At 71.2% G+C, this 25201-nt stretch carries 21 protein-coding genes; all 21 read right to left on the bottom strand.

Going from position 1 to position 25201, the window contains the following annotated elements:
- Positions 1-229: 229 nt before the first annotated feature.
- The 21 genes from ACFYZ4_RS11705 to ACFYZ4_RS11605 all read right to left on the bottom strand — a co-directional run bounded on the left by ACFYZ4_RS11705 (position 230) and on the right by ACFYZ4_RS11605 (position 23956).
- Complete coding sequence (locus ACFYZ4_RS11705; protein ID WP_390783786.1) at positions 230-3490, bottom strand: LysM peptidoglycan-binding domain-containing protein; 3261 nt, start codon at positions 3488-3490, stop codon at positions 230-232.
- A gap of 28 nt (positions 3491-3518) precedes the next feature.
- Positions 3519-3962, bottom strand: a complete 444-nt coding sequence (locus ACFYZ4_RS11700; RefSeq protein WP_390783785.1) for a pilus assembly protein TadG-related protein — start codon at positions 3960-3962, stop codon at positions 3519-3521.
- Positions 3963-3965: 3 nt separating this feature from the next.
- Complete coding sequence (locus ACFYZ4_RS11695; RefSeq protein ID WP_390783784.1) at positions 3966-4433, bottom strand: TadE/TadG family type IV pilus assembly protein; 468 nt, start codon at positions 4431-4433, stop codon at positions 3966-3968.
- Entirely contained in the window at positions 4430-4855 is a 426-nt protein-coding gene (locus tag ACFYZ4_RS11690; protein WP_390783783.1) for a TadE/TadG family type IV pilus assembly protein, read from the bottom strand. Before ACFYZ4_RS11690 ends, ACFYZ4_RS11695 begins: the two co-directional genes overlap by 4 nt.
- A 47-nt stretch (positions 4856-4902) precedes the next feature.
- Positions 4903-5103, bottom strand: coding sequence for a hypothetical protein (locus ACFYZ4_RS11685; protein WP_390783782.1), 201 nt, complete (start codon positions 5101-5103; stop codon positions 4903-4905).
- 23 nt (positions 5104-5126) lie between these two features.
- Complete coding sequence (locus tag ACFYZ4_RS11680; RefSeq protein ID WP_390783781.1) at positions 5127-6005, bottom strand: type II secretion system F family protein; 879 nt, start codon at positions 6003-6005, stop codon at positions 5127-5129.
- Positions 6002-6922 (bottom strand): type II secretion system F family protein, encoded by a 921-nt coding sequence (locus tag ACFYZ4_RS11675; RefSeq protein WP_390783828.1) that lies wholly within the window; start codon positions 6920-6922, stop codon positions 6002-6004. The genes ACFYZ4_RS11680 and ACFYZ4_RS11675 overlap by 4 nt, the downstream gene beginning before the upstream one ends.
- An 11-nt stretch (positions 6923-6933) precedes the next feature.
- Positions 6934-8460, bottom strand: coding sequence for a CpaF family protein (locus tag ACFYZ4_RS11670; RefSeq protein WP_390783780.1), 1527 nt, complete (start codon positions 8458-8460; stop codon positions 6934-6936).
- Positions 8450-9271 (bottom strand): hypothetical protein, encoded by an 822-nt coding sequence (locus ACFYZ4_RS11665; RefSeq protein WP_390783779.1) that lies wholly within the window; start codon positions 9269-9271, stop codon positions 8450-8452. Before ACFYZ4_RS11665 ends, ACFYZ4_RS11670 begins: the two co-directional genes overlap by 11 nt.
- Positions 9271-9984: an SAF domain-containing protein gene (locus ACFYZ4_RS11660; protein ID WP_390783778.1), complete on the bottom strand. Its 714-nt coding sequence runs from the start codon at positions 9982-9984 to the stop codon at positions 9271-9273. The genes ACFYZ4_RS11665 and ACFYZ4_RS11660 overlap by 1 nt, the downstream gene beginning before the upstream one ends.
- Positions 9985-10030: 46 nt before the next feature.
- Positions 10031-10750 carry an ATP/GTP-binding protein gene (locus tag ACFYZ4_RS11655; protein WP_390783777.1) on the bottom strand — a complete coding sequence of 240 codons (720 nt, stop codon included), beginning with the start codon at positions 10748-10750 and terminating at the stop codon, positions 10031-10033.
- 218 nt (positions 10751-10968) lie between these two features.
- Positions 10969-11556: a hypothetical protein gene (locus tag ACFYZ4_RS11650; RefSeq protein ID WP_390783776.1), complete on the bottom strand. Its 588-nt coding sequence runs from the start codon at positions 11554-11556 to the stop codon at positions 10969-10971.
- 348 nt (positions 11557-11904) lie between these two features.
- Entirely contained in the window at positions 11905-12813 is a 909-nt protein-coding gene (locus ACFYZ4_RS11645; RefSeq protein WP_390783775.1) for a replication-relaxation family protein, read from the bottom strand.
- Entirely contained in the window at positions 12810-15392 is a 2583-nt protein-coding gene (locus tag ACFYZ4_RS11640) for an ATP/GTP-binding protein (protein ID WP_390783774.1), read from the bottom strand. The genes ACFYZ4_RS11645 and ACFYZ4_RS11640 overlap by 4 nt, the downstream gene beginning before the upstream one ends.
- Positions 15374-15799 (bottom strand): hypothetical protein, encoded by a 426-nt coding sequence (locus tag ACFYZ4_RS11635; protein ID WP_390783773.1) that lies wholly within the window; start codon positions 15797-15799, stop codon positions 15374-15376. Before ACFYZ4_RS11635 ends, ACFYZ4_RS11640 begins: the two co-directional genes overlap by 19 nt.
- A 212-nt stretch (positions 15800-16011) precedes the next feature.
- Positions 16012-17133, bottom strand: coding sequence for an NlpC/P60 family protein (locus ACFYZ4_RS11630; RefSeq protein ID WP_390783772.1), 1122 nt, complete (start codon positions 17131-17133; stop codon positions 16012-16014).
- The gene (locus tag ACFYZ4_RS11625; RefSeq protein ID WP_390783771.1) at positions 17130-19787 is read right to left on the bottom strand and encodes a hypothetical protein; all 2658 of its coding nucleotides are present in this window, start codon (positions 19785-19787) and stop codon (positions 17130-17132) included. Before ACFYZ4_RS11625 ends, ACFYZ4_RS11630 begins: the two co-directional genes overlap by 4 nt.
- Positions 19784-22345, bottom strand: a complete 2562-nt coding sequence (locus ACFYZ4_RS11620; RefSeq protein WP_390783770.1) for an ATP-binding protein — start codon at positions 22343-22345, stop codon at positions 19784-19786. Before ACFYZ4_RS11620 ends, ACFYZ4_RS11625 begins: the two co-directional genes overlap by 4 nt.
- Complete coding sequence (locus ACFYZ4_RS11615; RefSeq protein WP_390783769.1) at positions 22345-22791, bottom strand: hypothetical protein; 447 nt, start codon at positions 22789-22791, stop codon at positions 22345-22347. The genes ACFYZ4_RS11620 and ACFYZ4_RS11615 overlap by 1 nt, the downstream gene beginning before the upstream one ends.
- A gap of 59 nt (positions 22792-22850) precedes the next feature.
- Positions 22851-23171 (bottom strand): hypothetical protein, encoded by a 321-nt coding sequence (locus ACFYZ4_RS11610; RefSeq protein WP_390783768.1) that lies wholly within the window; start codon positions 23169-23171, stop codon positions 22851-22853.
- The gene (locus ACFYZ4_RS11605) at positions 23168-23956 is read right to left on the bottom strand and encodes a hypothetical protein (RefSeq protein WP_390783767.1); all 789 of its coding nucleotides are present in this window, start codon (positions 23954-23956) and stop codon (positions 23168-23170) included. Before ACFYZ4_RS11605 ends, ACFYZ4_RS11610 begins: the two co-directional genes overlap by 4 nt.
- Positions 23957-25201 lie beyond the last annotated feature (1245 nt).

The following is a 25201-nucleotide window of genomic DNA, read 5'->3' as shown; positions in this document are numbered from 1 at the left end:
GCCCGGAGCTGGTCGAGGTCGGTTTCGCGGAAGGGCCGGACGGTCTTGCGGTCGAGGTGGATCCGGCGGGCGATGGCGCTGATGGTCCAGCCGGTTCCGACGAGTTTGTGCAGGGGGGGCCCTGCCAGAACTTCCCGTACCCAGAGCCTGACCTGGGTCACGGAGCTCCGGGAAGAGCCAAAAATCGGGATCTGCATCAATCACGCCTCACACGGCTGTTCAGGCGGCGTCAGATGGCGGCGATGGGGGAGGGGCGTCCCGACAGGACCAGGTTGATGGTGTCCTCGGTCAGGTCGTTCAGGGTGATGTCGTAGGTACGTGCCATCTGTTGGAGGCGTGCGACGGTTCTGCGGACGGCTGCTGCATTGTCGGCGGCCCATTCGATGTGCAGGAGGTCTCGGTAGAGGACTTCGGATGTCTCCTCGATGTCGAGGGCGTGGAAGACGATCCGGCGGGCGGCGTCGAGGTCGGGTGTGTCGCCGTCGGTGTGCCAGCGGGCGAGGGTGTGGGCGGTGTCGGTGATCCGGGACAGCATTTCCTGGATCACCGGGTCGGCCCACGGCGGGGTCCGGCCGTCGAACGGCTTGCCCCGCACCAGCGCCATGGCGGTTTCCAGGTCAGCCATTCCGTCATGCGGTCCGGCGGCCAGGCCGCGGGTGGCTAGGTGTTGGAAGTGGTCCCAGTCGGAGGTGACGTCACAGTGGAAGGTGTACCCGGCGCCGTTCTTGGGGCGGGGCAGCAGCGGGTTTCCGTCGTCGGAGAGTCCGATCTCGTTGCGGAGTTCGGAGAGACGGGAGTGCAGGGTGCGTGTGCTCCAGGGGCTGACCGGGGCCATGGCCCGGCACAGGAACTCGGTGGTGCGTCCGGGGCGGAGGTGGATGAGAGCTGCGACGGCGGTGGTGCGTGGCGTGTGGGCGTGGGTGGAGCCGGTACCGCCGGTGATGCGGAGCGGCCCGAGCATGTCGATTCGCACGCCGGCGCTCTTGTCGGCCTGTGCGGCTGCTGACTGCGCGTCCGGATCGGCGTTTTGAGTGGTCGTCTGCCGGGGCAGGACCGGGGCCGGTTCGGCCGGGTCCTGCTCGGAGTCCTCTGCCGGGACGGTGTCGCTCGAGTCATCGGCGGGCGGGGTGGGGGCGACACCGGCGAGGAGTGTGGGGAAGGGGTTGCCGGGGTCCTGTGTGGCGTCGGCGCCGGTGACCCGGACGGACAGCGGCGCTCCGGCGGCGGCCGCCTGGCCGTGGTCCTCGGCGAACTCCCATGGACCGGTCGCGGCGGCCGGCTCCTCGATCGAGACCTGAAGGGCGTGGATGTACTCCCGGTACTGCTCGTCCGTGACGCGCTGGAGGGTGACCAGGGCCTCCAGCGGGGCCAAGGGAGCCTCGTGGTCGCGGGTGGTGTCGAGGATCTCGGCGTGGGGGAACGCGTGGCGTGCGCTCTCGGTGGCGGGCAGGACCACGGCTGTCTGCAGGTCGCGGGCGGCGGACAGGGCGTCTGCGAGCTGGATGACGGTGTCATCGGCGTGGTCCCCTGCGCTGATGAGGAGCCACGGCAGGACCTGTTCCCCGCTCTGGTGTGCCTCGAGGAGGAGTTCCCCGAGGTCGGCAGCTACGGCCGGCAGGTGCGGCATGGTACGGATCCGGCCCTGCGGCAGAAGGCCGGCGAGGCGGGTGCCCAGTCCGGTGGTGAGGATTTCGCTGTAGTCGGTCCACGCAGAGGTGCCCAGTTCCAGGGCGAGGGCGCGGGCTACTTCAAGGACTTCGTCTGGGGCGCCGTCTAGCAGCAGCACACGGCAGGTCGTGAGGTCGGCCAGGAGCAGGCCCGCTTCGTCGGCGCCCAGCGTGACCAGCCCGGGATAGGGGGCCTGGACCTCCTGCAGTTCTGCGGCGCTCGCCAGGGTGGCGGCAGGGTCCAGGATCCAGGTCCGGGTGTCGGGTCCGGCGGTGAACGGGGTGAGAGGCTCGGCGGGTTCGTCCAGCAGGAGTGTGATGCCGTCGGCGCCAGTGAGGTGGGCCCCGCGCAGGGCGGGCAGATCCCGCCCGGCCTTGGTGCTGTGATGGGCGAGCGTGCGCAGGACGTGGTCGAGGAGCTCGATGCCGGCGAGCTCCGATGCGGCGGCCACGGTCTGTTCGGTGTGGGTGGGCTCGATGTCCTGGGCGATCGTCTGCCCTGCGCGGCGCTGGCGCTGCTGCAGGATGCGCCGCACACCGAGGGCGCCGGCGAGGGACGCGGCGAGGAGCGTGCCGATCCCCCCGATCAGTGCCCAGTTGATGCCGGCGGCCTGGTTCGTCGCAGCCGGGGTGGCGCTCGCGCTTGGTGCGAGGGGCGGGGATGCGGGGGTGCTCGCGCTCGGAACATGGGTTGAGGCCGCGGGTGCGGGGGCTGAGGTGCTGGGGCCAGGAATGGGGGAGGCAGTGACGGGCGATGGTGTTGCGGTTGGTGGCTTCGTGGCTGTCTCCCCATCGGCCTTCTCCGGACCGGGCGTCGGGGCGGCCGTTTTGGGGGCAGGCAGCGAGGGGTGACGGGCCTGGGGGAGGGTGAGCTGCTGGCCGGGGTAGATGAGATTGGGGTCGCTGAACGTCCCCGCGCCGTCGGGCAGGGCTTCGCCCCGGTTGAGCTCGAAGATCTCCGTGTGCCTGTCGGGGTCCCCTAGTCGGTCGGCGGCGATCGAGGACAGGTTGTCGCCCTCCTGTACGCGGTATTCGACGCTGCCATCACCGGCCGCGCCTGCGGCACCGACCAGAGCCCGTGCACCGCCCGCGCTCTCCGCCGCTACGGCGGGGAGGGTGAGGATCCACCCAGGCTGGATGGGCTGTTCGGCCTGGAAGATGCTGCCGCCCGCCATGGTGCGGCCCCTGTTCAGTGCGGCGATCTCTTCCCATCGCTGGCCGTCGCCGAGGGTCTGCTCTGCGATCGACCACAGGCTCTCGGCCGGCTTCACGTCCCGCACCGTGTACGTCACCGGCGCGCTCCCGCGCTCAGCGGCCGACGCGGCCCCCATATCAGCGTCGCTCCCGGGAGCGACGCCGGGGACGGCGGAGGCGCTCACGCTCACCGGCGCCGCGATGGCGATGGCCGCGGTGGCCGGCGCGGCGAGGGCGGTGGGGGTGGGCAGAGCCAGCAGCACCGCGCCTACGAGTGTGGCGGCGGCCCTCTGTCCGACCAGCCCCCGGATCTGCGGGGCGGCGCGGCCGCGGAGCTGGGCGGGGATCTCCAGCAGCACCGCGCACGCGAACAGGGCCCAGCCGGCCCATCCGGCGACGGCGAGAGCGAGGAGGAACACCTGGCCGGAGTCGTCGGTGGAGAACAGGGAGCCGAGGGCTGCCACTCCCGGAGGCCCGACGATCGTCGTGGCCCACCACAGCAGGATCGGCAGGCCGGCGAGGAGCCCGGCCAGGACGGCGAGGCTGAGCAGGCCGCGGGCCACGGCGGCCGCCGTCTGCGCGCCGCCGCGCGCCGGACCGCGCGGCGGCTTGGGGGTGGGCTTCGTCATGAGCGGGGCCCTTCTGCTAGGTCGGCGGTTACTCGGGTTGGGTCACGCCGTGCAGGAGCCGGGCGCTGCCGTGTCCGTTCACGCTCATCGAGCCGATCCCGACGACGGAGAGGAACTTGGTGGCGTAGGACCCGTTGACGGTGACGGTCAGCTGGGTGCGGTCGGCGGAGAGGCCGACGGTGCCCTGGGTGCCGGTGCGGGAGAGGTAGGCGTACGCGGCGGCCTGGGCGGCTTCGGGGTCGACGCGTATCCCGTCGCCGGTGACGGCTGCGGCGGGGGCGATGGCCTGTCCGGCCGCGCGGGCGGCCTCCATGGCGACGGCGTCGGCGCGCTCGGTGGCGCGCAGTTTGCCGCCGCCGTCGATGGCGAGGCCGATGATGCCCAGCAGGGCGATGGTGACGATTGCGGTGTAGACGGCGATTCCGCCGTCGTCCCCTTGAAACCGCCGGCGGGCGGGTACCGGATGGGGCATGGCTTATCCCTCCCGGGAGCGGTAGGCGTCCACGACGGAGGTGAAGGTGCTGGTCATGGTCTTGGAGCCGGGCACGCCGGGCAGCAGCAGGTCGGACAGCGGCACTGTGCAGGAGATGGTCACGGTGACGGTTCCGACCTCGCCGAGCGGGACGGCCAGTCCGGAGGTGTCGACGCTGGTGCTGGTGGAGGCGCAGCGGATGCCCTGGTCGTTCAGGGAGCGGGCTGCGGCCTCGCCGGCTTCGGCCTGGGCGCCGGAGTAGGTGCGGGAGATGGAGGCTGCGCGGGCGGCGTCTTCGGCGGCGGCGTCGACTTTCGCGCCGGAGGTGACGATCCGCCCGCCGGCGATCGCCGTGCACAGCAGCATCAGCAGCAGTGGGGTGACGATCGCGGTGGCGATCGCCTCGCTGCCCTGGTCCTCGCGCAGCCGCGCACGCCAACCGCCCGCCGTTGTGGTTGTGGCTGTGGTCATGGTGTGGTCCACCGTTCGCGGGGCGCTGATGCGGACTGTGAGACGGACAGGCCGGAGAGGCCCGGCAGCATCGAGGGGGCGCTGCCGGTCACGGTCACGCGCACGTCGGTGGCTGTGCTGCCGGCCGTGCTGACCGTGGGCCCGCGCAGGCTGTCCCCCGCGATACGGCCGAGCTTTTCGCGGGCGCGGGCCGCCCCCGTGCCCTCGGGGGACTGGTAGGTGCGCGCCGCGGCGACGCCTTCGCGGGCCGCCGTCAGTGCGACGTTGCGGGCATGGACCCACATCGAGGCCTGCACCACGGCCACCGTGACCACGATGACGAACGGGAACACGATCGCCATCTGGATGGATGACTCCCCGCGATCCCCCCGGCCCCCGCTGGTATTGAGCCCCGGCTCCGCCTGGGCGTCGTCGTGTCGCATGTTCTCCTTCACCCCCGTTGCGTCCGTTGCTGCCCTTCGCTGTCCGCTCAGATCCCGGAGAGCTTGCCGTTGTACTTGGTGATGAGAACGCCGAGTGCCCCGGCGGTGGCGATGGCACCGGTGACGACGGCGACCCAGATGATGATCGTGGTGATGGAGATGTCGCCGCGGTCCTCGGTGCGGCCCTCCTTGATGTCCTCCCAGCGCGACTTGAGGGTGATGGCCAGTCGGATGGCGTGCTTGGTCATGTTCGTAACTCCCTTTGTGTGGGTCAGGTGTTGAGCATGCGGATGATGGCGGGGAAGGCGATCAGGAGCATGACCAGGACGGCGAGGAGTGCGCCGGGGGCGGTCATCTTCTCGCTGTCGGCGTTCGCTTCGGTCGCCTGCACGCTGAGGAGCTCGGTGCGGAGGTTCTTCGCGCGGGAGCGCAGGGTGGCGTAGACGGATGCGCCGTCGTCGGCGGACTGCCGCATGATCGCGGCCAGGTCGTCCAGCACGGGCAGGTCGAGTTCGGCTGTGAGGCGGGCCAACGATTCCCAGTGCGGCACTTTGTCGACCCGCGAGCGGGCCAGCGCCTGCTGGATGCGGACGAACGCCCACCCCTGGCCGGTCTGCGCGGCCTGTTCCATGGCCTGTTCGGCCGACACGTTCCCGGCCCGGCGCAGCGCGACCAGGTCGAGGTAGGCGGCCATGGCGTGCGCGAACTCGGCCCGGGCACGTTTGGCCTTGTCCCGCAAGGCCAGGTCGGGCGTGAACCACAGCAGAGCCCCGGCCACGATGCCGACGATGGCGGGCAGGTACAGGGGCAGGCCCAGCATGAGCAGCGGGATCGTGGACAGGGGCGGCAGCAGCAGGCCGGCGGCCGCCAGGGCCACCTTCGTGAGCAGGAACCGGGCTGGGGTGGTGCCGGTCAGGGCGAGGTCCTTGTGGGGGATCCGCACCCCAGGTACGTCGGTGAGGTGCTCGACCAGCCACTGCCCCCACCGCTCGTCACGGTCGGCCGCCGCGTCGGCGCGGGGCGGTGCGGGCTGGTTGAGGCGGCGCAAAGCCGGCCCGAGCGCGGGGGCGGGGCGCAGGACTTCACGGACCAGGAGGGCTGCGCCGGCGCCGATCGTTGCGCCGGCCAAAATCGCGGCCACGGGCATCATGCCGTCACCTCCGTGCTCTCGTGCTCGGCGCCGCCTTCGGGCATCGGGGCGGGGGTGACGGCGCTGCGGGGGTCGGCGATCAGGAAGCGGGGGACCGGCTTGGTGTCGGCGATCTGCCGCATCAACGCCAGAACGCCCACGAAGCCGGCCGAGAGGACGGCGAGGACCAGCTGCCCCAGCAGCGTTCCGTAGGGGGCGGTGTAGGAGGGGATGAGGAAGCCGGTGCCGATGACGCCCAGGGTGATGATGGTCATCCACCGCATCGTCGTGCGGGGCTTGGCCCGGTCCGCCTCGATCGCCCGCCTGCGGGCGACCTCCTCGTGTACCGACTCCGCCAGGTCGTCCAACACCTGCGCCAGGCCCGGGCCCCGGTCGGCGGCCGAGAGGACGAGCGCGGCTACGACCTTGTCGGCCGTCACATCGTCGAGGGCGTCCCCGAACAGGCGCAGCGCGTCAGCGGGGCGCCAGCCGACCTGGAGACGGTCGACGAGATCCCCGACCTCGCCGGCGATGTCGTCGGGGCAGCCCTTTCGGGAGATCTGCAGCGCCTCGTCCAGGCCGCGGCCGAGCCGGAGCACGTTGGCCAGGCGCTGGGTCCAGTCGCCTAGTGCCTCCAGCTTCCCGATCCGGGTCGTGGCCGACTTCGTGGGCGCCAGCAGCCACGGCACCCCGACCACGGCCAGGAACACCAGCGCCCCGGCCACGAACACCCCGGTCACCAGCCACAGCACCACACCGGCCAGCGCGCCGCCGGCCAGGCGGGTGCGGCGGGCCATTCCCTCGTCCCGGCTGGCCAGGCGCCGGCCGGCCCGGATGCGGGCAGCGACGGGCGGGCCCTTGGGGGCGGTGGTCCCGACGATTCCGATCACCAGCCCGACCAGTCCGCCGGCGAGGGCGAGTCCGGCCAGTACCCACATCAGCAGCGCGGTCACAGGCCTGCCTCCTCGTCGACGAGCAGCGGCAGGGCGGTGTTCCAGGCCCCGCTCGGCACGTTCAGCAGGCCGGCGTCGAATCCGGCGCGGCGCAGGTCGTTGATGCACCGCGGGTGCATGAGCGGAACCGCCCGGTGCTCGCCCCACTCGGGGCGCGGCCCGAAGATGGCGTTCGTCTCCGGCCGTCCGCCCTCTCCGATCCCGGTGACCTCCAGGACGTGGGAGACGAACCGGTGGCGGTGTCCGCCGATCTTCGTCTCGTCGATGGAGGAGACGAACACGATGAAGTGCAGCCCGTTCGCGGCCTGCCGGTAGGCGAGGGCCTCGGACATGTTGGCTTGGGCCAGGAGGTACAGCTCGGCGATCCGGTCGAACACCACCGACGGGTGGATGGCGTGCAGCGTGCACAGATTCCCGCCGGCACCGTTCGTCATGGCCTGGAGCATCGCCACGATCTCCGGCCCGCGGACCTCACCGACCACGATCCGGGTCAGCGTCATGCGCAGCGCCCGGTACATGAGGTCCATGAGCGTGATCTCACCGGCGGCCTGGCCGCCGACCATCTCGCCGTTGGACTCGCGTGCCTCCATCGGCACGACCTGACGGTGGTGCCCGTTCTCGTGGGCGAACAGCTCGTACTCGGTCTCCAGGGTGGCGAACCGCTCGTCGGGATCGATCTCCTTCAGCAAGGCGCGCAGTAGCGTGGTCTTGCCCGCTGCCTGCCCGCCCACCACCATGACGTTCTTCTTCGCCCGCACACAGGCACGCAGGAACGACTCCAGAGTGGAATCAAGCATTCCGCGATGGACCAGCTCGGGGAGGTCCGCGTGACGCATGCTGTGCCGGCGGATCGTGACGTAGGTGCCGGGGGTGACGTCGATGACGGCCTGCAGACGGGACCCGTCCGACAGCCGCAACGCCAGGAACGGGTCGGCGGTCGACAGGCTCCGCTCCGCCTGCCCCGTCGTACGGCGCGCGAGATCCCGCAGGAGCTCGCGCAGCTCCTCGTCGGAGTCGGCGACGGGTGCGACCTGGATGCGGCGGCCGTCGGTGAAGTCCAGCCACACGTCCTGGTAGCCGTTGATGAAGATGTTCTCCACCAGCGTGTTGTCCAGGTGCTGCTGGAGCCGGCCGGCCCGGAACTGCAGGTCGAACACGGCCTGCGAGATCGCCGCATCCTCACCCGGGCTCGTCGCCGCGCCGCGCTTGACGGCCTCGGCATCCGACCACACCGCCACCTGCTCGTTGATCAGGTGCCGGCCCTGCTGCTCCTGCGCGGCCAGGCTCATCCCCGGACGGGCCCGCAGCAGGTCGGTGAGCCGTTCCCCGACCTCCTTCTTGATCAGCCGCACCGCCGTGTAGTCCACCACCACCCGGGCAGCGGACAGTGCAGGCACAACCGGCAGAGCGGCACGCGGATCGGCGGGCCCCGAAGCAGCCGGCGCCCGCCGGGGCGAGGCAAGACGTGCCTGTAGCGAACCGGCAGTGACCTGCGGTTCACCGTGCAAGGGGCTAGCGCGCATGGCCGACCACCCGCCCTGTAACAAGCCCGGGCGGAGGCGGGGCCAGCCGGGAGCGGCGGATCGCCACCAGCTCCTGCACACGGACCGCGGCCGACCGCGCGGAGCGCATCAGCTCACCGGACTCGAACCGGCGGGGCTGCTCCGCCCCGTCGGACAGCACCTTGGCCTGCCTGGGCTGCCACGGCATCACCGCCGTGACCGGCACACCCAGTGTCTTGCGGACCTCTTCCTTGGAGAACGGCCCCTCGTCCACCAGGAGCATGCCCAGCTCGGCGCTCCCGCCGAGAACCTCACGCAGAGCCTCCAGACGCACCTGGGCACTTTGCAGACTCCGCAGCGTGTTGCGCGCCACCATCAACACGACATCCGCCTGCTGCGCCAGCACAGCGGACGCCCCGAACGCACCGCGCCGGCCCAGGTCCACCAGGACGTCGTGCCCGTGCTCCTCGATCCCGGCGAACAGGCGCGCCAGCGGCTTCCACACCGGCTCCATCGCCGAGGCGTGCGCGGGATCGTAGAGACCGGGCAACACCAGACGATCGCGGGTCCCCTCGTCGGTGACGTCCACCAGCTGACGCCAGAACGCCTCACCGAGCTGTCCCTGACGAGCCGCGATCGCCAAATTCCTCAGCCCGTGGGTATTGCCCAGGGTGCCCTGGAGCGCACCCGGCAGGATCGCCCCACCGTCCGGATCGGCCTCGGCCAGCACCACCCGGTGCCCCTCCGCGAGCGGCCACGTCATCAACAGCGCCATCGCGGCCGTGGTCACCCCCGGAGCCCCGAGCCCCCCGGCCAGCGCGATGACCGCCATCAGCTGCCCTCCTGCGGCGCCAGGATCAACGCGATCGCACCCGTGGCCACCCGCGCGGCCAACACAGACCCGTCCGCAGCCGGTACCGCCACATCCACCACCACGACGCCGGTCGCCGGCGCGGCCACCCCGACCGCGACCACCGTGGCGGCCAGGGTCTTCGGGGGTGCGGCCGGCTCGGCCGGCTTGCTCCCGCCACCGGCTGCCTGGGCCGCGTCCGGGGTGGAGACGATCAGCACCTTCTGACCGGGCGCGAGACGGCTCGCGGGCAGCTGCGCCGGCTTCAACGCCACACCCACCAGCTGCTCACCGACCTTGACCAGGGACACGGAGGTGACCTGCCCGGGGGACAGCAGCGAACCCGCCTTCAGCGCCACCGCGGCGCGCTGGCCGACCATGGCGTGCTTCTTCGCGACGGGGACCGCCTTGACGGCCGGGTCCAGAGCCAGGGACGCGGGCGCCAGATCCGCATCGGAGATCGCCGCCCCCACCGGCACATCGCGGGCCACCACCAGCACGGCAGAACGCTGCCCGGACGCGGTGAACAGCAGCGCCCCGGACAGGCCACCGGCTGCGATCAGCGCGACGGACAGGGCGATCAGCCCCGGGCGGCGACGTCGCTGACGCACAACGCGGGGTGCGGCCGCCGGCTCACCGCCGGGCCCAGGTACGGTCGCCCGGCCCGATGCCGAGGGCGTTGCGGTAGTACTCACGAGCTCTGCCTCCTGAACAGGAAAGGAAGTTCAGTCGCCCGGCCTGTTACTGGCCGACGACCTGGAGTTCTCCGATGCGCACCGGAACCTGCGAACTGCGGGTCGTGGTCAAATCGCCCTGCTGACCCCCACCGACCCAATGCACAGCCCAGGTAGTCGTCGCGGTCACCGTGTAGTCACCGACACGGGAGTAGCCCGCAATGCCGCACTGGCCACTGGCGGCACTGGGCGGCGTCAGCCCGAACGACGGGCTGTACGGGGTTCCCGGGAACGGGCAGGACACGGAGGAGCCGTTGCCGAAGTTCCACACGAGGTCCGCCACGGTCGCCGTGGCGGTCACCGTCACCCCGAGGGCGGTCGCGCTTGCCGACGTCGGCCCGGTCGTCTGCGGGCTGGGCCCGTTCCACACCCACACCGGAACCCCGACAGTGCCGAGGCCGCCCTGCTTGGGAGCGATACCGACATCAGCGCCGAGCAGCCGCATCTTCGTGACCGCCTCCTGCGCCAGAGCCTCCAGGTTCGGGCCACCGCCATAGCCGGGTGGAGGATTCTGGAACCACCGAAGGCCACCGGCCAGCGGCTGCCCCGGGCACTGCCCGTTGTAGACCGCGCCGTCTCCTGGGGTGTGTCCCTCCCAGACGGGATCATTTGCGGCCGGGGGCGGCTCCAGCAGCCGCCAGTAGCAGGAACTCGACGCGTCGAACCAGCCCGATTCCTCGTCGTAGCACGGCACCTCGAACTGCCCACCGGAGCCGTCACGCGCCATGCACGTCGTAGGCCCGCTGCCCCCGCCGCCATCACCCGGCTTACCGTCATCACCGGGCCTGCCAGGCTTCGGCGGCTTCTTTCCGCCAGCGTATACGTCGCAGTCTGTTGCGCCGGGCGGACAGCCAGCGCCGGGCTTGGGTTCGTCCGCTGCTGCGGGGACGGCGTACAGGGCCCCTGCGAGTAACAGGGCCACAGTGGCGATGCGTCCCGTGCTGCTCAGCACAACTGGTCCCGGGCGATGTCGAAGTCGCGGATTTGCCACGCACCGCCGATCTTGAGCGCCGTATACGTGGCAACATGGCGGCGGTTCTTGTCCATCGTCTCCACAGGCTCCCCGCTCTGCTTCTCAACCTGGATGTAGTCAGTGCTGTCGATGCAGTCGCTGATGGTTGCCTTCGGGGGTTCGGCAGCCGAATCCAGGGCTGTGACCTGAGGTGACAGGTTGGGCGCCCCCGTCATGACGAAACCGTTGTCCCGGTAGTAGATCTGTGTCGCCTGGACCTTCGCGTACGCCTTATCGGCGCCCACGGATTCCATCCCGGTGTTCTTCATCGACCCGGTGGAGTAAGCCTTCAGCGAGGCATCCCAGAACGCTCGGTAGACGCCGAGCAGCGCGGTCTTCTCGGCGGCCTGCGGGTCGGCGGACGGGCTAGGGGACGCGGTCGGGCTGGGCGGAGGTGGCGCGGCCTTGTTCGCCTTCGTGCAGCCGACGGTGACGGCCGCAACGGCTGTGGTGATGGCGGCGGCGGCGAGGAGCGTGCGCAACCGTGTGCTGCGGGTGTGGTGCTGGCGTGCCGTTGTCACGTGGGAACCCCCCCATGTCACCCTGCCGGTTGGGTAGATTGGACCGCCCAAGCAGGCAGCCGTCATCGCTGTTGCAACGTGTTCGAGTCGTCGCGCTGTGTTGGTACGCGCACCCTATGACGTCAACGGCTTAGTGCCTATGGGGTTCTTGGGGTGCAGGTGTTCAATCGCCACAGTTTGCCCGTAATGCCGTGCAGTCATATGCCAATTCACCTCCCTTCGGCGCCTGGGATTCCCAGCTGGCGGGACTGCTCGGCCGCGATATCGGGCGCACCGTCGCCGTGAACCAGCCACGTGGCTTGTTCTTTGCGTATGTGATGATCCATTGAGCGTCCCCGTGACGACAGCTCACAGTTGCGTCCAGCCACGCGGCTCGGCGGTGCCGGCAAGTGGTGTCCAGACGGGGCCGGACGGGCCGAGCCCTTCGAGGTCGTCCAAGGTGGCGGCGCCGAGTGGGACGTGTGCAGCGAATCGAGTGACGAGGTCGTGGTCGGCGGTCATGCGCCGCAGGTCCGCGATGCGGTTGGTGAGCGTGGCGCGGGGCGCTCCGGCGAGGACGAACAGGATGCGGGGGAAGCGTGGGTAGAAGCGCTGCCAGGCGAGTGGCGAGGCCTGGTCGGCCACGGTCCCGTGGCGGCCGGCGGTCTGGGGGGTGTAGTCGTGGAAGCGGGCGTAGGTGATGAGCTTGCGGGCGAGGCGCTCGCTGCTCATGGTCGTGCGGTCGATTTCCACGAAAGCCCGGTACTGCAGCCGGCGGGGCCGGGTCGCGGTGTAGTGGAGGACAGCGTCGGCGATGAGTCGTTCCTCCCCGCCGGTGTCGGGCAGGCGGTGGGTGACCTCGGGTACCCAGTCCAGGGGCCCGTACTCGTCGCCGCGGGACTGAGCGTCAGTGAGGAACGCCAGGTGGGCGCGGACGCCGGTGAGGGTGTGGGCCGCCCTCAGGGAGGCGGCGGCGGAGGAGGAAATGACGGTGGCCCGGCGGCCGCGGAGCTCGGGCCAGTTGCTGACCGTCTGTGCTCCGCTGGCGGTCAGGAAGTGCGCTTGCAGGCCGCTTCGGGCGCCCAGCACGGTGTGCGCGATCAGCCCCTCTGTCCGCAGGGGGCCGAGGACCTTGTGGATTTTCCGGGGAGGGGCGTGCGGCATGAGCATCCGGTGGAGTTGGGTGGTGGTCAGCAGGCGGTGCTGGGCGATCAGGGCGAGGGCTCGGTGAGCGTAGGTATCGGCCGTGTCGGGCTGGATCATGGTGGGGATGGTCATGCGTAGTGCTCCTCAACGTGGCTGTCGGGGGCTGGGGGAGTCAGGCTGGTGAGGAAGCCGCGTACCTGCTGCTCTTGGGCGAGGGCTAGTGCAGTCAGCTGTGACAGAGGGCGGGCGCCGGCGTTCACGTGCGAGGCCCGCAGCAGGGCTCCGGTCCGGGCCGGCCGTGCGAGGGGGCCGAAGACCTCCTCGAGCTCGGGGCCGCGGATCCGCAGGGGACCGATGCGCTTGCCGGCGACGGTGAGCGCGGCGTAGTGCCACCACCGTTCCAGGCCGGCCACGTCCTGGGGGGTGACGTTCCCCGCCCACTGGTTGGTGATCGGCGCGATCGCCTCGACGGAGCCGGCGGTGGTGGACAGGCAGGAGGCGTTCTGCAGCAGCGCCGCGCGGGTGGTGGGACTGAGCCGGTCCAGGAGTTGGGTCATGCCGTGCAGACGCCCGCCGAACTTGCGCAGCTGTTCGGTGATCTCGGCCAGGACGGCGGAGGCGCCCCCGTCCAGGGAGATCAGCTCGTCCAGGTAGAAGCGGAAGGGGCGCCGTTTGGCCATGGGCATGTCGCGGCGGGACAGGCTGGCGCGCAGGAAGTCGCGGACGATGAGGGAGATCAGCAGGCGATCGGTCGGCCCGGTGCCGGGCGGGCAGATCCATACGACGTGACCCTCGTCCATGGCGCGTCGGATGTCGTATCCGCTGACGGGGCACCCCAGGAAGGCTCGGATGGCGGGGTTGGCACCGAGTCGCTCCAGCGGGTTGAGGACGGTGGCCAGACCGTCTCGAGGGAGGTCGGGGAAGCTGCCGGTCCACCAGCGCACTGCCTCCGGACCGAGGGCACCCAACGTCAGGTACCGGAATGTCGGGTCGGTCAGGAGCGGCCGGATCTGGAAGACGGTGGCCTGCTGTTCGGCCGCGCCTGCCGCGACAGCGCGAGCGTTGACCGCGACCAGGGCCTCGACGGCCTTGGTCAGGATGGTGAGCGCACGCGGCGCGCTCACGTCACCCCATCCCAGGGCGGTGGAGATCGCGTCGATCACCGCGGCGGACACTTCGTACGGGCGTTGTCCGGCGGACATGTCGAGCAGATTCCAGCAGGCCAGCAGATCATCGCCGTCTCGGACGGTGAGGTCGAACAGGACGATCCGTTCCATGATCTCGTCGTGCGCCAGGTAGCGGGCGACGTCGGTGAAGCAGTCGCCGTGCGGGTCGACGAACGCCAGCCCGCGCCCGTTGTGGGCACTGGCGACGGCCTGGACCTGGGCCCGCATCGTCTTGCCCCAGCCGCCCTTGCCCGACTGCACTTCGAAGAGGGTGTCGTCCTCACGGGTGGCCAGCAGCCGCTCCCGCCCGTCCGGGCCCCGGTGCCAGCCCTGCGGCACCAAATCCCGCCCCGGCGCGTAGGTCGGCACGTCGCTCTCCAACAGCGGAAGATGCGCCGTGACAGTGGGGGGCTTGAGCAGCCCGGCGATTTCCTCCAGGTGGGCCCACCCGCCGCGGGCCAGCCGTATCAGCGCGTGCGTCCACCGCTCATCGAACCGAGCCCGCCACGGCCACCGGTCCGGGCCGAACCGCAGCGGCCCCAAGGACCAGCCGAGGGACGAGAGGCGGGAGGCCCCCGCGAACACGTCCATGGCGGCGCTGATGAGCGCCAGACGCTGCTCCGCGCGGCCCGCCGCATCGGAGGCGCACCGCACCAGGATCTGCACCCGGACCAGCCCGGTGTCCTGGGCCAACTTGCCCAGCACTATGTCCCGCTCGACACGGCGCGGCCGCGGCGACCTCACCATCTGCCCACGGTGGCTGCGCCACTCGGCCGGGTCCAGCAGCCGGCCCAAGGCAACGGGCAGGCTGACGGTGGACTCCTGGGTGAGCCACCGGGCTTCATGCCGCGCCTCGCGTCGCGCCGTCTCACGCGCCAGGCGCATGCTCTGCGCGCGGCGCACCGCGAGGTGCCAGCGGGAGGCGGGGGACAGGTCGACGCACACCTCGGCGAGGTCGCCGAGGCCGGCGTCGAGGGTGGCGACCGCGTCGATCAGCGGTTGCAGCGGGTCCGGGTCCAGGGGGACGTCCCGCAGCCGAGACCCGGGCGCGCCGTTCAAGGTGAGGACCGCGCGCACCACGTGGTCACGGCGCTTGTCAGCGATGGCGGCTGCGGGCATGGCCTGAACGCGGGCGCCGTAGGGGGTTTGGGCCAGCAGCGCGTGCGCCGTTGCCGGTGCCTCGACACGGTAGGTCAAGGGCCGGGTCCCGTCGGCGCGCAGCCGCAGCCGTACCGTGCGGGCCCGGCGGGGAACCCACCAGGGGCCGGAACCGGCGGCGCGGATGAGCTGCATCCCCTGGCGCCAGATCTGTTCCGGGCTCGGGTCGAATTGGGCGCTCGGCGCCAGCTCGACATGGGTGCGCTCAGCGAGTGCCTTGGCGGCCAGGCGCTGTTGCAGGGCCTCCCATCCGAGCAGCAGCGCGGCGCCGGAAAGGGCGAGCCACCAGGCCTTGGCGAGCACCCAGTCGCCGACCGTGCCGAGGGCGTCGATGATGTCTGTGGCGGTGCCGAGTCCTTCGGCCGATGTCACAGCGTTCGGTCCCATGATCCTTCTTCGTTTTGGGTGAAGTGGACGGCGGCGGTGCGGCCGTCCAGGAACGTCCCGGCCCGGTCGGCACCGGCCCACACCAGGCGCACCACTGCGCTCTCACGGCGGGTCGGCGCCGCGGTGTCGCGGCGGGCGGTCGCGGCCTGGATGCGGACCTGCGTGTAGCCGGCCGTCTCGGCCAGCCATGCCGTACGGCCAGCGGAAACCAAGTGCTGTGCGATGTCGGGCGGTAGATCCGGTGGGCTGGCGCGGTCGAGTGCCTGCTGGATGAGCGGGTCGGCGGCCGGACCTGATCCGGGCGGGGGCAACTCCCTCGTCGCCGCCAGCCGGCCGGGGTCGGCGACACCGGCCGACCGCGTGCCGCTCGGGCGCGGCGCGGCATCCGGGAGCTCGGACGACGGCACAGATACGGCACCCTCGCCGGACGGTGCGGGCGGGGAGGTACCGGACGCCGGGGCGGCCTTGGCAGGAACCTTGGGCGTGACGACTGCCGGTGCGGCGGATCGCGAGCTGGTCGCAGGGCGCGTGATCCCCGTGGACAGCAACCAGGATCCGGCGCAGGCGAGAAAGACGGCTGCGGCCACCAGACGGCCACCGGTCCACCAGAGGGTGTCCTTCACAGGAGCCGAGTCCCTCCCGCGTAGTCGGGCAGCGCGGTGACGGGGTCGATCCGGACTGGTTTCCCGGGCCGGGGTGCATTGATCATCTGTCCGTCTCCGAGGTAGATCGCGACGTGGTGGATGGTGGAGTCGTTGGTGGGGCTGTAGCCGTAGAAGACGAGATCGCCCGGCAGGAGTGCGGAGAGGCCGGCCGAGGCGGGGATGCGCTGGCCCACTCCGGCTTGGGCGGCGGCGGTGCGCGGGAGGTTGATCCCGGCCTGCGCGTACGCGTAGAGGGCCAGGCCCGAGCAGTCGAAGCCGGTCACGGTGCGGCCGTCCTGCCCGCCTGGTGAGCAGCAGATCCCGGTGGAGGGCCCGTCGGCGTCGCCACCACCCCAGGAGTAGGGGATGCCCTGCTGGGCGAGGGCGGCCTGGATGACGGCACCGACGTTTCCGCTGGGGATCTGTGGGGCCTTGCCCAGGGCGTCGTAGCGGTTGATGCCGGAGAGTACGTCGTCGACGTAGGCCCAGGATCGGTTGTAGGTGTGGATGGCGGCACGGAGCTGGTCGCGGTCAGCCAGGTTCCGGCCGTTGCCGCACAGGTAGACCGCGGCGGAGGTGGCGGCGTCGTCGGCGTTGTGCGGGCTGGTGACGGCGTCGCCGTTGCCGTCCTTGCCGTAGGCGCGGAAGGTTTCCGGGAGGAACTGGAAGGGTCCCACCGCCCGTTCGAACTCGGTGTCGCCGTCCCACTGGCCGCCGTCGGTGTCGCGGATGGCGGTGGTGTTGCCGCCGGCTCCGGAACCGTCCAGCCGGGGGCCGGTGATGGGCGGGGTGATGTCGCCGCCCGTGCTGACGGTGCGGCCCGAGGCGTGGTCGGACTCCACCCGGGCGATCCCGGCGAGGATCTGCCAGCGCATCCCCTTGCACGCGGGCACGTGCGCGCCGATCTGGGAGGCGCCGGTGAGGTAGGCGGACAGCATCCTCGGGGGGATCCCGGCCGCCGCCGCGTCGATGCCTGCACCCCCGGTGGGACTGTCCTGGCTGCGGGCGGCCGCCGCCAGCAGGACGGGACCGGTGCAGCACACCGTCGCCGCCAGGAGCAGCACGCCGAGGCAGCCCAGCTTCTTCCATCGCTTCACCGCTCCCCCTCCTCGCGGCGACGGCGCTCTGCCGCGCGGGCCTCGAAGATCCGACGCAGCCGCACCGCGTTCGCCTCGGCCTCAGCCTGTGCAGGGTCCGCCTGGCCCTGAGCCTGGGGCTGGGGCTGGGGCTGGGGCTGAACGGTGCTCGGCGCCTCTGCGCGTCTCCGGGCCACCTGACTACGGCGCCGGGAGGTGCCGCTCGCGCGTGCGACGGGCGGTGCGGACACTGCGGTGTCCGCACGCTGGTGGCTGACCGTGGTCCTCAGGCCGGACCGCGGTGTGCCGTCCAGCGGCGCCGTATGGATGGCCGCCGCGATCGCGGTGTCACGAACGGCTCCCACCGGGTCGTGGACCTGCCACGCGGTGGCCAGGACCTGTCCAGTGTGGTCGACGTCGTCCCGGATGGTGCGGCCGATATCTGCCCACTCGCCTGCGTCCTCGCGGACCTGAAGCCACGAGACCCGCAGTTGGGTTCGGGCGTCGTTGGTGAACTGCGAGGCTGCGGCTCCCGTCGCTTCCAGGTTGCGGGGGAGCCCGAGGGTCGCGCCGTAGGTGAGGCGGGCGGCGCGGGATGCGACACGGTAGCCGCGGAGCCTGCTGGCACGGGCGTGGATCCGGGATCCCAGCAGCGGCCGGTCACTGGCCGGATCGTGCAGGATCTCGCCCGACCACTTGTCCACCACCATCTCGCCGCCGCCTGACTGGCCGGCGGCCGTGCCGTTCGAGTACGCCCGCAGCCGGGCGGCTGCCGGATGGCCTCCGGGCTTCGGCCCCACCAGCGCGGCGTGCGCGCCACGTAGCGCGACGGCCAGCGGCGCGATCCCGCGTCGTCCCTCGGCCACCGCGTCGCCGATGAGCCGACCGGGAGACATCGGCATCCCCGCCCCGTCGCTGAGCGCCACCAGACTCCCCAGAGACCGCAGCCGGGCCCCGAACGCCCCATGCGCAGCGGAGAATCCACCGCCCAGCGAGCCTGGGCTGTTGCCCCCAGCCGATCCGTTCATGGCGAGAGCCGCGCCCAGCTCGGAAGTGTCGCCGCGCAGGTGGCTGCCGCCGATCTTCGAGTAGCGCATGCGGGTCGCCATGCGCTGCCCGAATCCGGCCGTCACCCTCAAGACCCTGCGGTGCATGATCAGAAATGCCACGGCCAGGGCGTCCACCAGCAGCAAGCGTTCCATCATCTGGTCGGGGCCGCTGTCGGCGAGCAGCGCGTCCACGGCAATGCCGAAGAGGGGCAGCGCCATCGCGGCCACGAACGCCACCAGGGCGGAGACGACGAACACGCCCAGCCACCGCCAAAGCAGCATCCGGGACGGGCCGGGCAGCATCGCCCACATCCATGCGATCGGCCCGCCAGCCGCGGCGGCCGCGTCCGCGCCCTGGGCGCCGAGCATCACCACCGCCATCGAAACGACCATGAGTGCCACGACGAGCACGGCGACCAGCAGAGCCAGGACCGACCACACCCGATCCCATGTCGGCGTCTGCGCGTACGCGGCCGCGGACTTGCCCACGGGACCCGCGCCTTCCAGCTCCTTGATCAGCCCCGGAAAGCCGGCCTTGCCGAGGACCGCCTCACGGCACCGCTTCTCACTAAGATCGTCGAGATACTTGCACTTCTCGGCCTGTTCCCCCCTCTTCTGCCCGTCCTCGCAGTACGTCTTCGACGGGCCGTCGAGCAGCCCGCAAGGGTCGTCCTTGTCCTCCGACGGTTGCGCCGCCGCAGCAGGGGACGCATTGCCCTTGATCCACTTCAGGTGGGCTTTGTAGGCGGCCGCGTCATCTGGCTTCTTGGGGTCCAGTACGCGCCCGTACTGCAGGAGCATGTACGGCTTGACGACCAGGGCGTCGGTCAGGGCGGCCTGGATCGGGGTGGTGACCGTCTTGGCGTCGGCTTGCTCTTTGACGCAGGCGTCGTGGGCTGGGCCGACGGCGGTGTCGCAGGGCCGGCCGCCGCGGGCTGGGGTGTCGAAGTAGGAGGAGGTGGTGATGGAGGCGACCTCGATGGCTGCCTGATGGGTCTGTTGCAGTGGCCCGTCCTTGCCCAGCAGGTAGTCAGGTCGGACGAACGCGCTGGCGGCGAGGGCGGCGATGACCAGGGATATGGCGATCTCACCGAGACCTGCGCCGACTTTGCCGCGCACGAACATCACGAGTCCGAAGACGAAAGCCCACGCGAGCAGCAGGCCTTCGAGGCCGAGGGCGCCCACGACATGCCGCTGGTAGGCATCGGCAAGGCGCTGCGCGGGATCGGTGAGGAGGTTCAGCAGCGGGAAGTCGAACACGAAGCGGATCAGCCAGCAGCACAGGCCCACCAGGAGCCGGATCAGGGTGAACAGGCCGCTCAGCAGGAGTCGCTGAGTTTCCCCGATGATGTCGAACGGCAGCTTGTCTCCCACGACGGCGTTTTCGACGCGTTCCCCGACAGAGACGGACGCGGTGGAGCTGTCGAGCTGGTAGCCGCTGAGCGGCACGCCTTCACGGGTGGGGATGTCCAGAGGGCCCAGCAGGCCCCCTCCCGGCCCGGATCCGTCGGCGGCCGCTGCCACCGCGGTGTTGGTCACCAGGAACACCACGGTCAGCAGGGCGACGAATCCTGTGGAGCGCAGGGTGCCCCGGTCGACCTCGAACCTGCCCAGCAGGCGCGTCATCGTGTGCCCTCACTGTCCGATGCGGGGGCGCGGCCGGGGGTGGTGAAGATGGCTTCCTGCAGGCGGGCCACGGGCGGGACGACGACCTTGATCCGGCCGACCTGCATGCGCGGATCGCGCAGCAGCATCTCGCCGTCCCGGCCCGGCTGACCTACCGGGGACAGCCCGGTGGTAACCAGCCGGATCAGGTCCTCGTCCTCGTCGTCCAAGCCGACGAAGCGCAGGCCTCTGGCTGCGCGGGCGCTGTCGGTGGTGCGGGCGAGGAAGCGGTAGGCGATCAGGCCGGCGTCCTTGCCCAGTTCCGTCTCGTCGTGGGCGCCGAGGAACACTCCGGCGCCGTGCTTGCGGCCGTCGTGGAGGATCTCGTGGACCAGTGCGGAACCCTCCGCGGAGGAGGTCAGCCAGTAGCACTCGTCCAGCGCGACCAGGCAGAACCGTCCCGGCTCGGCGAACGCGGCCTGCCGGGCGATGGCCGCGATCAAATACAGCACGGCCCGTCCGATCAGCGCCTCCAGAGGTTGCTGGCGTAGGACCTCGACGTCGGCGAACGCCTCCTTCGGCGGGAGGGTGAGGCCGGTGGTCGTCACCACCACCATGTCTGCGCCCAGGTCCCCGTCCAGGGTGACCGGTGGCAGGTCCGGGTCGAACACCATCGCGGCGAGCGGGTTGCCACGCACGATCCGCAGCAGGTCGGCCATGGTCGCCGCCGCATCCGCACGGCTGCTGCCGCCCCCGGTCGCAGCCAGCGCGGTCAGGACGTTGAGGACCTTGCCCATGGACGGCTCCGGCCCGCCGCAGACCTCCTCGACCGCGTGGTGCAGGACGGCGCCGACCGCGGTCATCGCCCCGACCCCCAGCTGCAGGGTCAGGTAGGACAGGGCGTAGTGAGCCCCGACCGGCCCGCCGAACACCCGCAGCGGATCAATGGAAATCCTGGCCTCGGCGGCGTCGATGACCTGGCAGCGCTCTCCCATCGAGGCGCGGGCGAAGCGAGCCCACTCACGGATCGGGGTCCGGTCGATGACGATGGCCCTACCGCCGCGGTCCGCGACCGCTGCGGTGACCAGCTTCTCCAGCACGCTCTTGCCGCTGCCCAGGTCCCCGATCACCGCGCTCGAGGCGGACGCGTTGACCTGGGGGGCGTCGGCCGGATTGAGCAGGACGGGGCGGATCGTGCCGCTGTCGAGATCGTGCCCGATCATCATTCCCGCCGGGTCCCCCACTCGCGACAGGGTCAGCGCACCGCCGGCGGCCCAGTCCTCGGAGAGCTGGTGCTGGGTGAACTGCCCCAGCTTCGGAGCCCGCACCGCACCGGGCAGCCCCATCGTGAACAGCTCCTCCTGCATCCCGTACGGGCGCTCCACCCGGTAGTCGCCGCCCGACAGGGCCGCCGACAGCTCCCTGGCTCGCGCATCGCACGTCACCGCGTCCGGCCCCCACACGCTGAGCACCGTGACCGACTGCACCTCGACCTCGACCGAGGTACGCGCCATCCGGGCATCCTGCTCGGCGAGGTCCCCGGCGGCGTCCGGCAGCGAATGCGGCATCCCCGTGGGTTGCGCCCCGTACTGCTCGGCTTGGTCCAGGAGCTCGCGCTTCTTGCGCTGCACCTGCTCCCGAGCCTTCTTCGCCGGTACCACGTGCAGGTTCACGGCGACATCGACAGGGAACGGCAGCCCTTCCAGCTGGGCCAGGACATCCGCGCTCTGCACCGACACCGCCGGTGGGAGCTCGGCGAGGACCAGGTGCGCCTGGTAGCCGGTGCCGGCCTCCGATTCGACCTGCAGCCACTTACGGCCCATGGGGGAGGCGGTACCCGACCGCCACCACGGCGTCTTGGCAGCCTTCGGCTCCTCGCCGCGTTCCCGGCCGCCTTCGGCGAGACGGATCTGCCCCAGGTCGGCGTACGAAGGGGAGGACAGCCTTCCACCGCGGACCCGGCTGCCGAACAGGGGGCTGTGCTCCGCATCCCCCAACAAGGGCTCCTGCGCGAGGCCGCGGTGGACGGCATGCTGGAGCATCCACACGATCTCGGCCGGGGACGCCGGGCGCAGACCGAGCCCACCGCCCAGGGAGGACTGCAGGCGCTCGGCCTCCTCCAGCGCGGCCCGGACCTCCGCCTCGGACACCGGCACCGGAGCCAAATCCAGGGCGGCAGACAGCTCTGCGTAGAGCGCACGGACCGAGGCGCCGACCGCCGGCCCCTTGGAAGCAAGGGGGATGGCCAGCCACAGCGTCCGCTCGTGCATCTCCTGACCGGTCAGCAGATCCACCGCCGCCCCGCACGTCTGCGCCCACGCGGGCAGCCGCTGCCAGTCGACGCCTGCGACCATGCGCTCGGCGATCTCGCCGGGGTCGCTGCCGGCCGCCAGTACGAACAGGCGCGGCTCCATGCCGGGCATCGACCTCACCAGGGAGGTGATCCTGCCCAGCAACTCCTGGTGGACCCGCGCAGGCAGGTAGCCGCCAGGCAACGGCCGCACCCGCCACACCGCCCACACCTGAGCCGACGTCGACCACAGCAGATGACCGTGGATGTGCCGAAACGGCGTCCTCATCACACCGCCCCCCGCCCCGCACCAGCCACCAGCCGCGACAGACCCGAACCCGCCGCCCCGGCGGCCAGGACCGACACAGGCACCACGGCCGGCGCCTCGGAAGGCTCAGAAGTGGCAACCTGCTCAGGCGCGCAGGAGATGACGAACCGGCACCGCAGGTAGGAGGGCGGCCGGTCCTTGGCGATCCGGCCACGGATCCGGCCGGCCGGATGTCGGGCCAGCAGCACCAGCACACCCACCAGCGCCGTGAACGGGTTCTGCCCCGCGATCTGCGCCCCACGTACAGCCCAGACGGAAGCGATCCACAACACCAGCGGAATCGGCCCCGCCCAGGACCAGAACGCATACGTCTTGATCAGAGTGAAGGCTCCACCGCCGAGCACCACCAGCTGAGCCGGCGTGTACGGGCCGAACGGCACCGTCCAGTCCCCGAGCTTGCCCAACACCCACGGATGCCGGCGCGCGCTCGTGTAGACCCGTGCGACACGAGGCCGCCCGGCCCCGCTCACAACACCCCGCCACTCGAAGTAGTGTCCGGGGTGACCACCACGGTGACCTGTCCGGCGCCCTTGGCAGGGTTGTTGATCTCGTTGGAGAAGATCGACGCCAGAGAATCACGCGAGTTGTAGAGGCCCAGAGCGATGACCAGCGCGATGAGCGCGCCGATCCCGGCCTTCAGGGAGAACTTCCGGGCGACGGTGATCACGACGACCAGCGTCAAAGCAGCTTTGAGCCCCTTGTCGGCCCAGTCGGCCAGGGTCCCGATCAGGGAACCACCCAACGTATCCAGCTGCCCGGCCAGCACCACGGAATGCAGCGTGTTCATCGCACACCACCCGAGACAGCCGCAGGGGAGGAAGCGATGGTGTCTGCGGGCGGCTCGGTGACACCGGCCTCCAGCGCGCTGACCTCCCACCGCCCGGCGCGGGCGGTCACCTCCGCCCGGTAGACCAGAGGCCAGCGAACCCCCTGCCGGTCCTCACCGATCACCCGGATCTGAACCTGCGCCTTCGACCCGTCCGCCGGCACCGCCGCACCAGCGGCTACCGCGGCGTCCGCGACCACGTTCTCGACGTCGACCCGCGCGTACGGCGCGGCCTTCGGCGCAGACACCCGCAGCCCCGGGGACAGGTAGCGCTCCAGGCCCCCGTTCTGACCACCGCCGAGGTAGGCACGCACGAACTCGCCCAGGGACGTCTCCAGCGAGCCGCCGGCGGGGACCCGGTGGATGAACCGCGAGGCGGGTACCGGCGGGGCATCGGGCGCGGCGACTTCGGCCGGTGCTCCGCTGATCGTGACCGGAGTGCCGTCCGTGCCGCCGCTCCCGGACACGGCGAAATACCGGACGAGCGGCGTGCCGGCGTTGGGATTGCCTGCGGCTGCGACCGGCTCGGTCTGGTCGCGGACGGCTGCGACCACCACGGTCCACGCGTTTGGTCCGACCGATGTACGGAGAGCGACCACCCGCGCCGCGGTCACCGCTGTATCGGTGGACCGGGGCCGCCTGGGCAGCTCCACATGTGGGGCGAGTGATCGTACGGGGGCCGCGACGCTGCTGTCGGGGTTGGCTGCGTCGGCGCGCAGCCACAGGTCTACGAAAATCTCCGCCACACCGCGAGGATCGGCCGGAGGCCGAGCTTCGGCGGGGCTCGGGGAGGGTGCGGCCTGGACCACGGTGGTCGGAGGGGCGTAGATAGCGACGGCCAGGGCGAGCGGGCCGGCGCTGAGAGCGCTCCACATCGCGAGGCGCACGAGTCGGGGACCGCGGGGCGTCGTGCGGGCCGGGACGGTCTCGGGTCGGAGTTTGCGCAGCGACGGCACCAGGGGGCGACCTGCGACGGGTTGGGTCCTGCGGGGATGGCTGGAAGGAGGAGGTGTAGGAGCCATGGGGGTGCCTTCCGGATGAGGTGTTGTGCTCTGCCCTCACGAAACGGTGGCGTCCTCACCGGGCGGCTCACCATGACTACCCCCGCCGCATCACGAGTGGATCGAGGCTGTGGTGGTGACTCCCCACGACCTCCCCATCGCAGGTCACAGCCCCAGGCCGGCATGAGCCACGGGAAGAGGCATCGCTACAGGCGGGCTTTTGCACGCTCCGCGAACCTGTAACGGAGTTGAAGGAGGACCTCGGCACCTTGCACAGCCGCGCTGGAAGCCGGTACGGCGCCGAGTGGACGGCGACGAAACTCCGCTGAGGCCTCGCTGTCCATGAGTTGGAGCGGGACCGGCTGTGGAACGATTGCGGCCGGTTGCGGGCACGGACGTGGAGTTCACCCCGGCCCCGTAGACCGGGCCATAGACGGGCTGAGGCCGTCACCTCACCAAAAGAGGCGCCGACCCTCTACCATGTCCCGGCCCTGGGTCCGCCGAGCCACTGCAGAGGCGTGCTGCCGGTGGCGACCATGAGCGCTGGTATCGCGCCTGACAGCCGCGGGCATTGACGGGTTGTGCGAACACATCCGGGGCGCCTTTACGTGGTGGGTGCCCGGGATGCTCGGCGTCCACGTCCGGCGGTCGGTGTCCCGGCTGGCCAAGGTGGCGTGGCTGGTCGGCGCGGTCGCGGACGCCGCCGAACTCACAGTGCTCCCAGGCGACGGTGCAAACGTGCGTGCAGGACGAGCTCTGGCCGCCATCCGCGCGGGGTGCCTGCGTGCGACTCCCCAGGAAACTCCCCATCGCAGGTAACAGACCTCTACCGCCGTGACGTCACCAGCTACCTCACCGGGCGGATGGCGATGTTCGAGCGGGCACACAGCCTCAGGCAGCGCTACTTCGTCCAAGCCCTCGGCCTGGCGGGCGACACCCAAGCCCATGTCACCACCTGCCGGACGCTGCGCGGGATGGCCGTGCAGGTCT

It is taken from the genome of Streptomyces sp. NPDC001513, assembly GCF_042894695.1.
In the GTDB taxonomy this organism is placed as follows: domain Bacteria; phylum Actinomycetota; class Actinomycetes; order Streptomycetales; family Streptomycetaceae; genus Streptomyces.
This window is presented reverse-complemented; position numbering and strand designations above follow the sequence as displayed.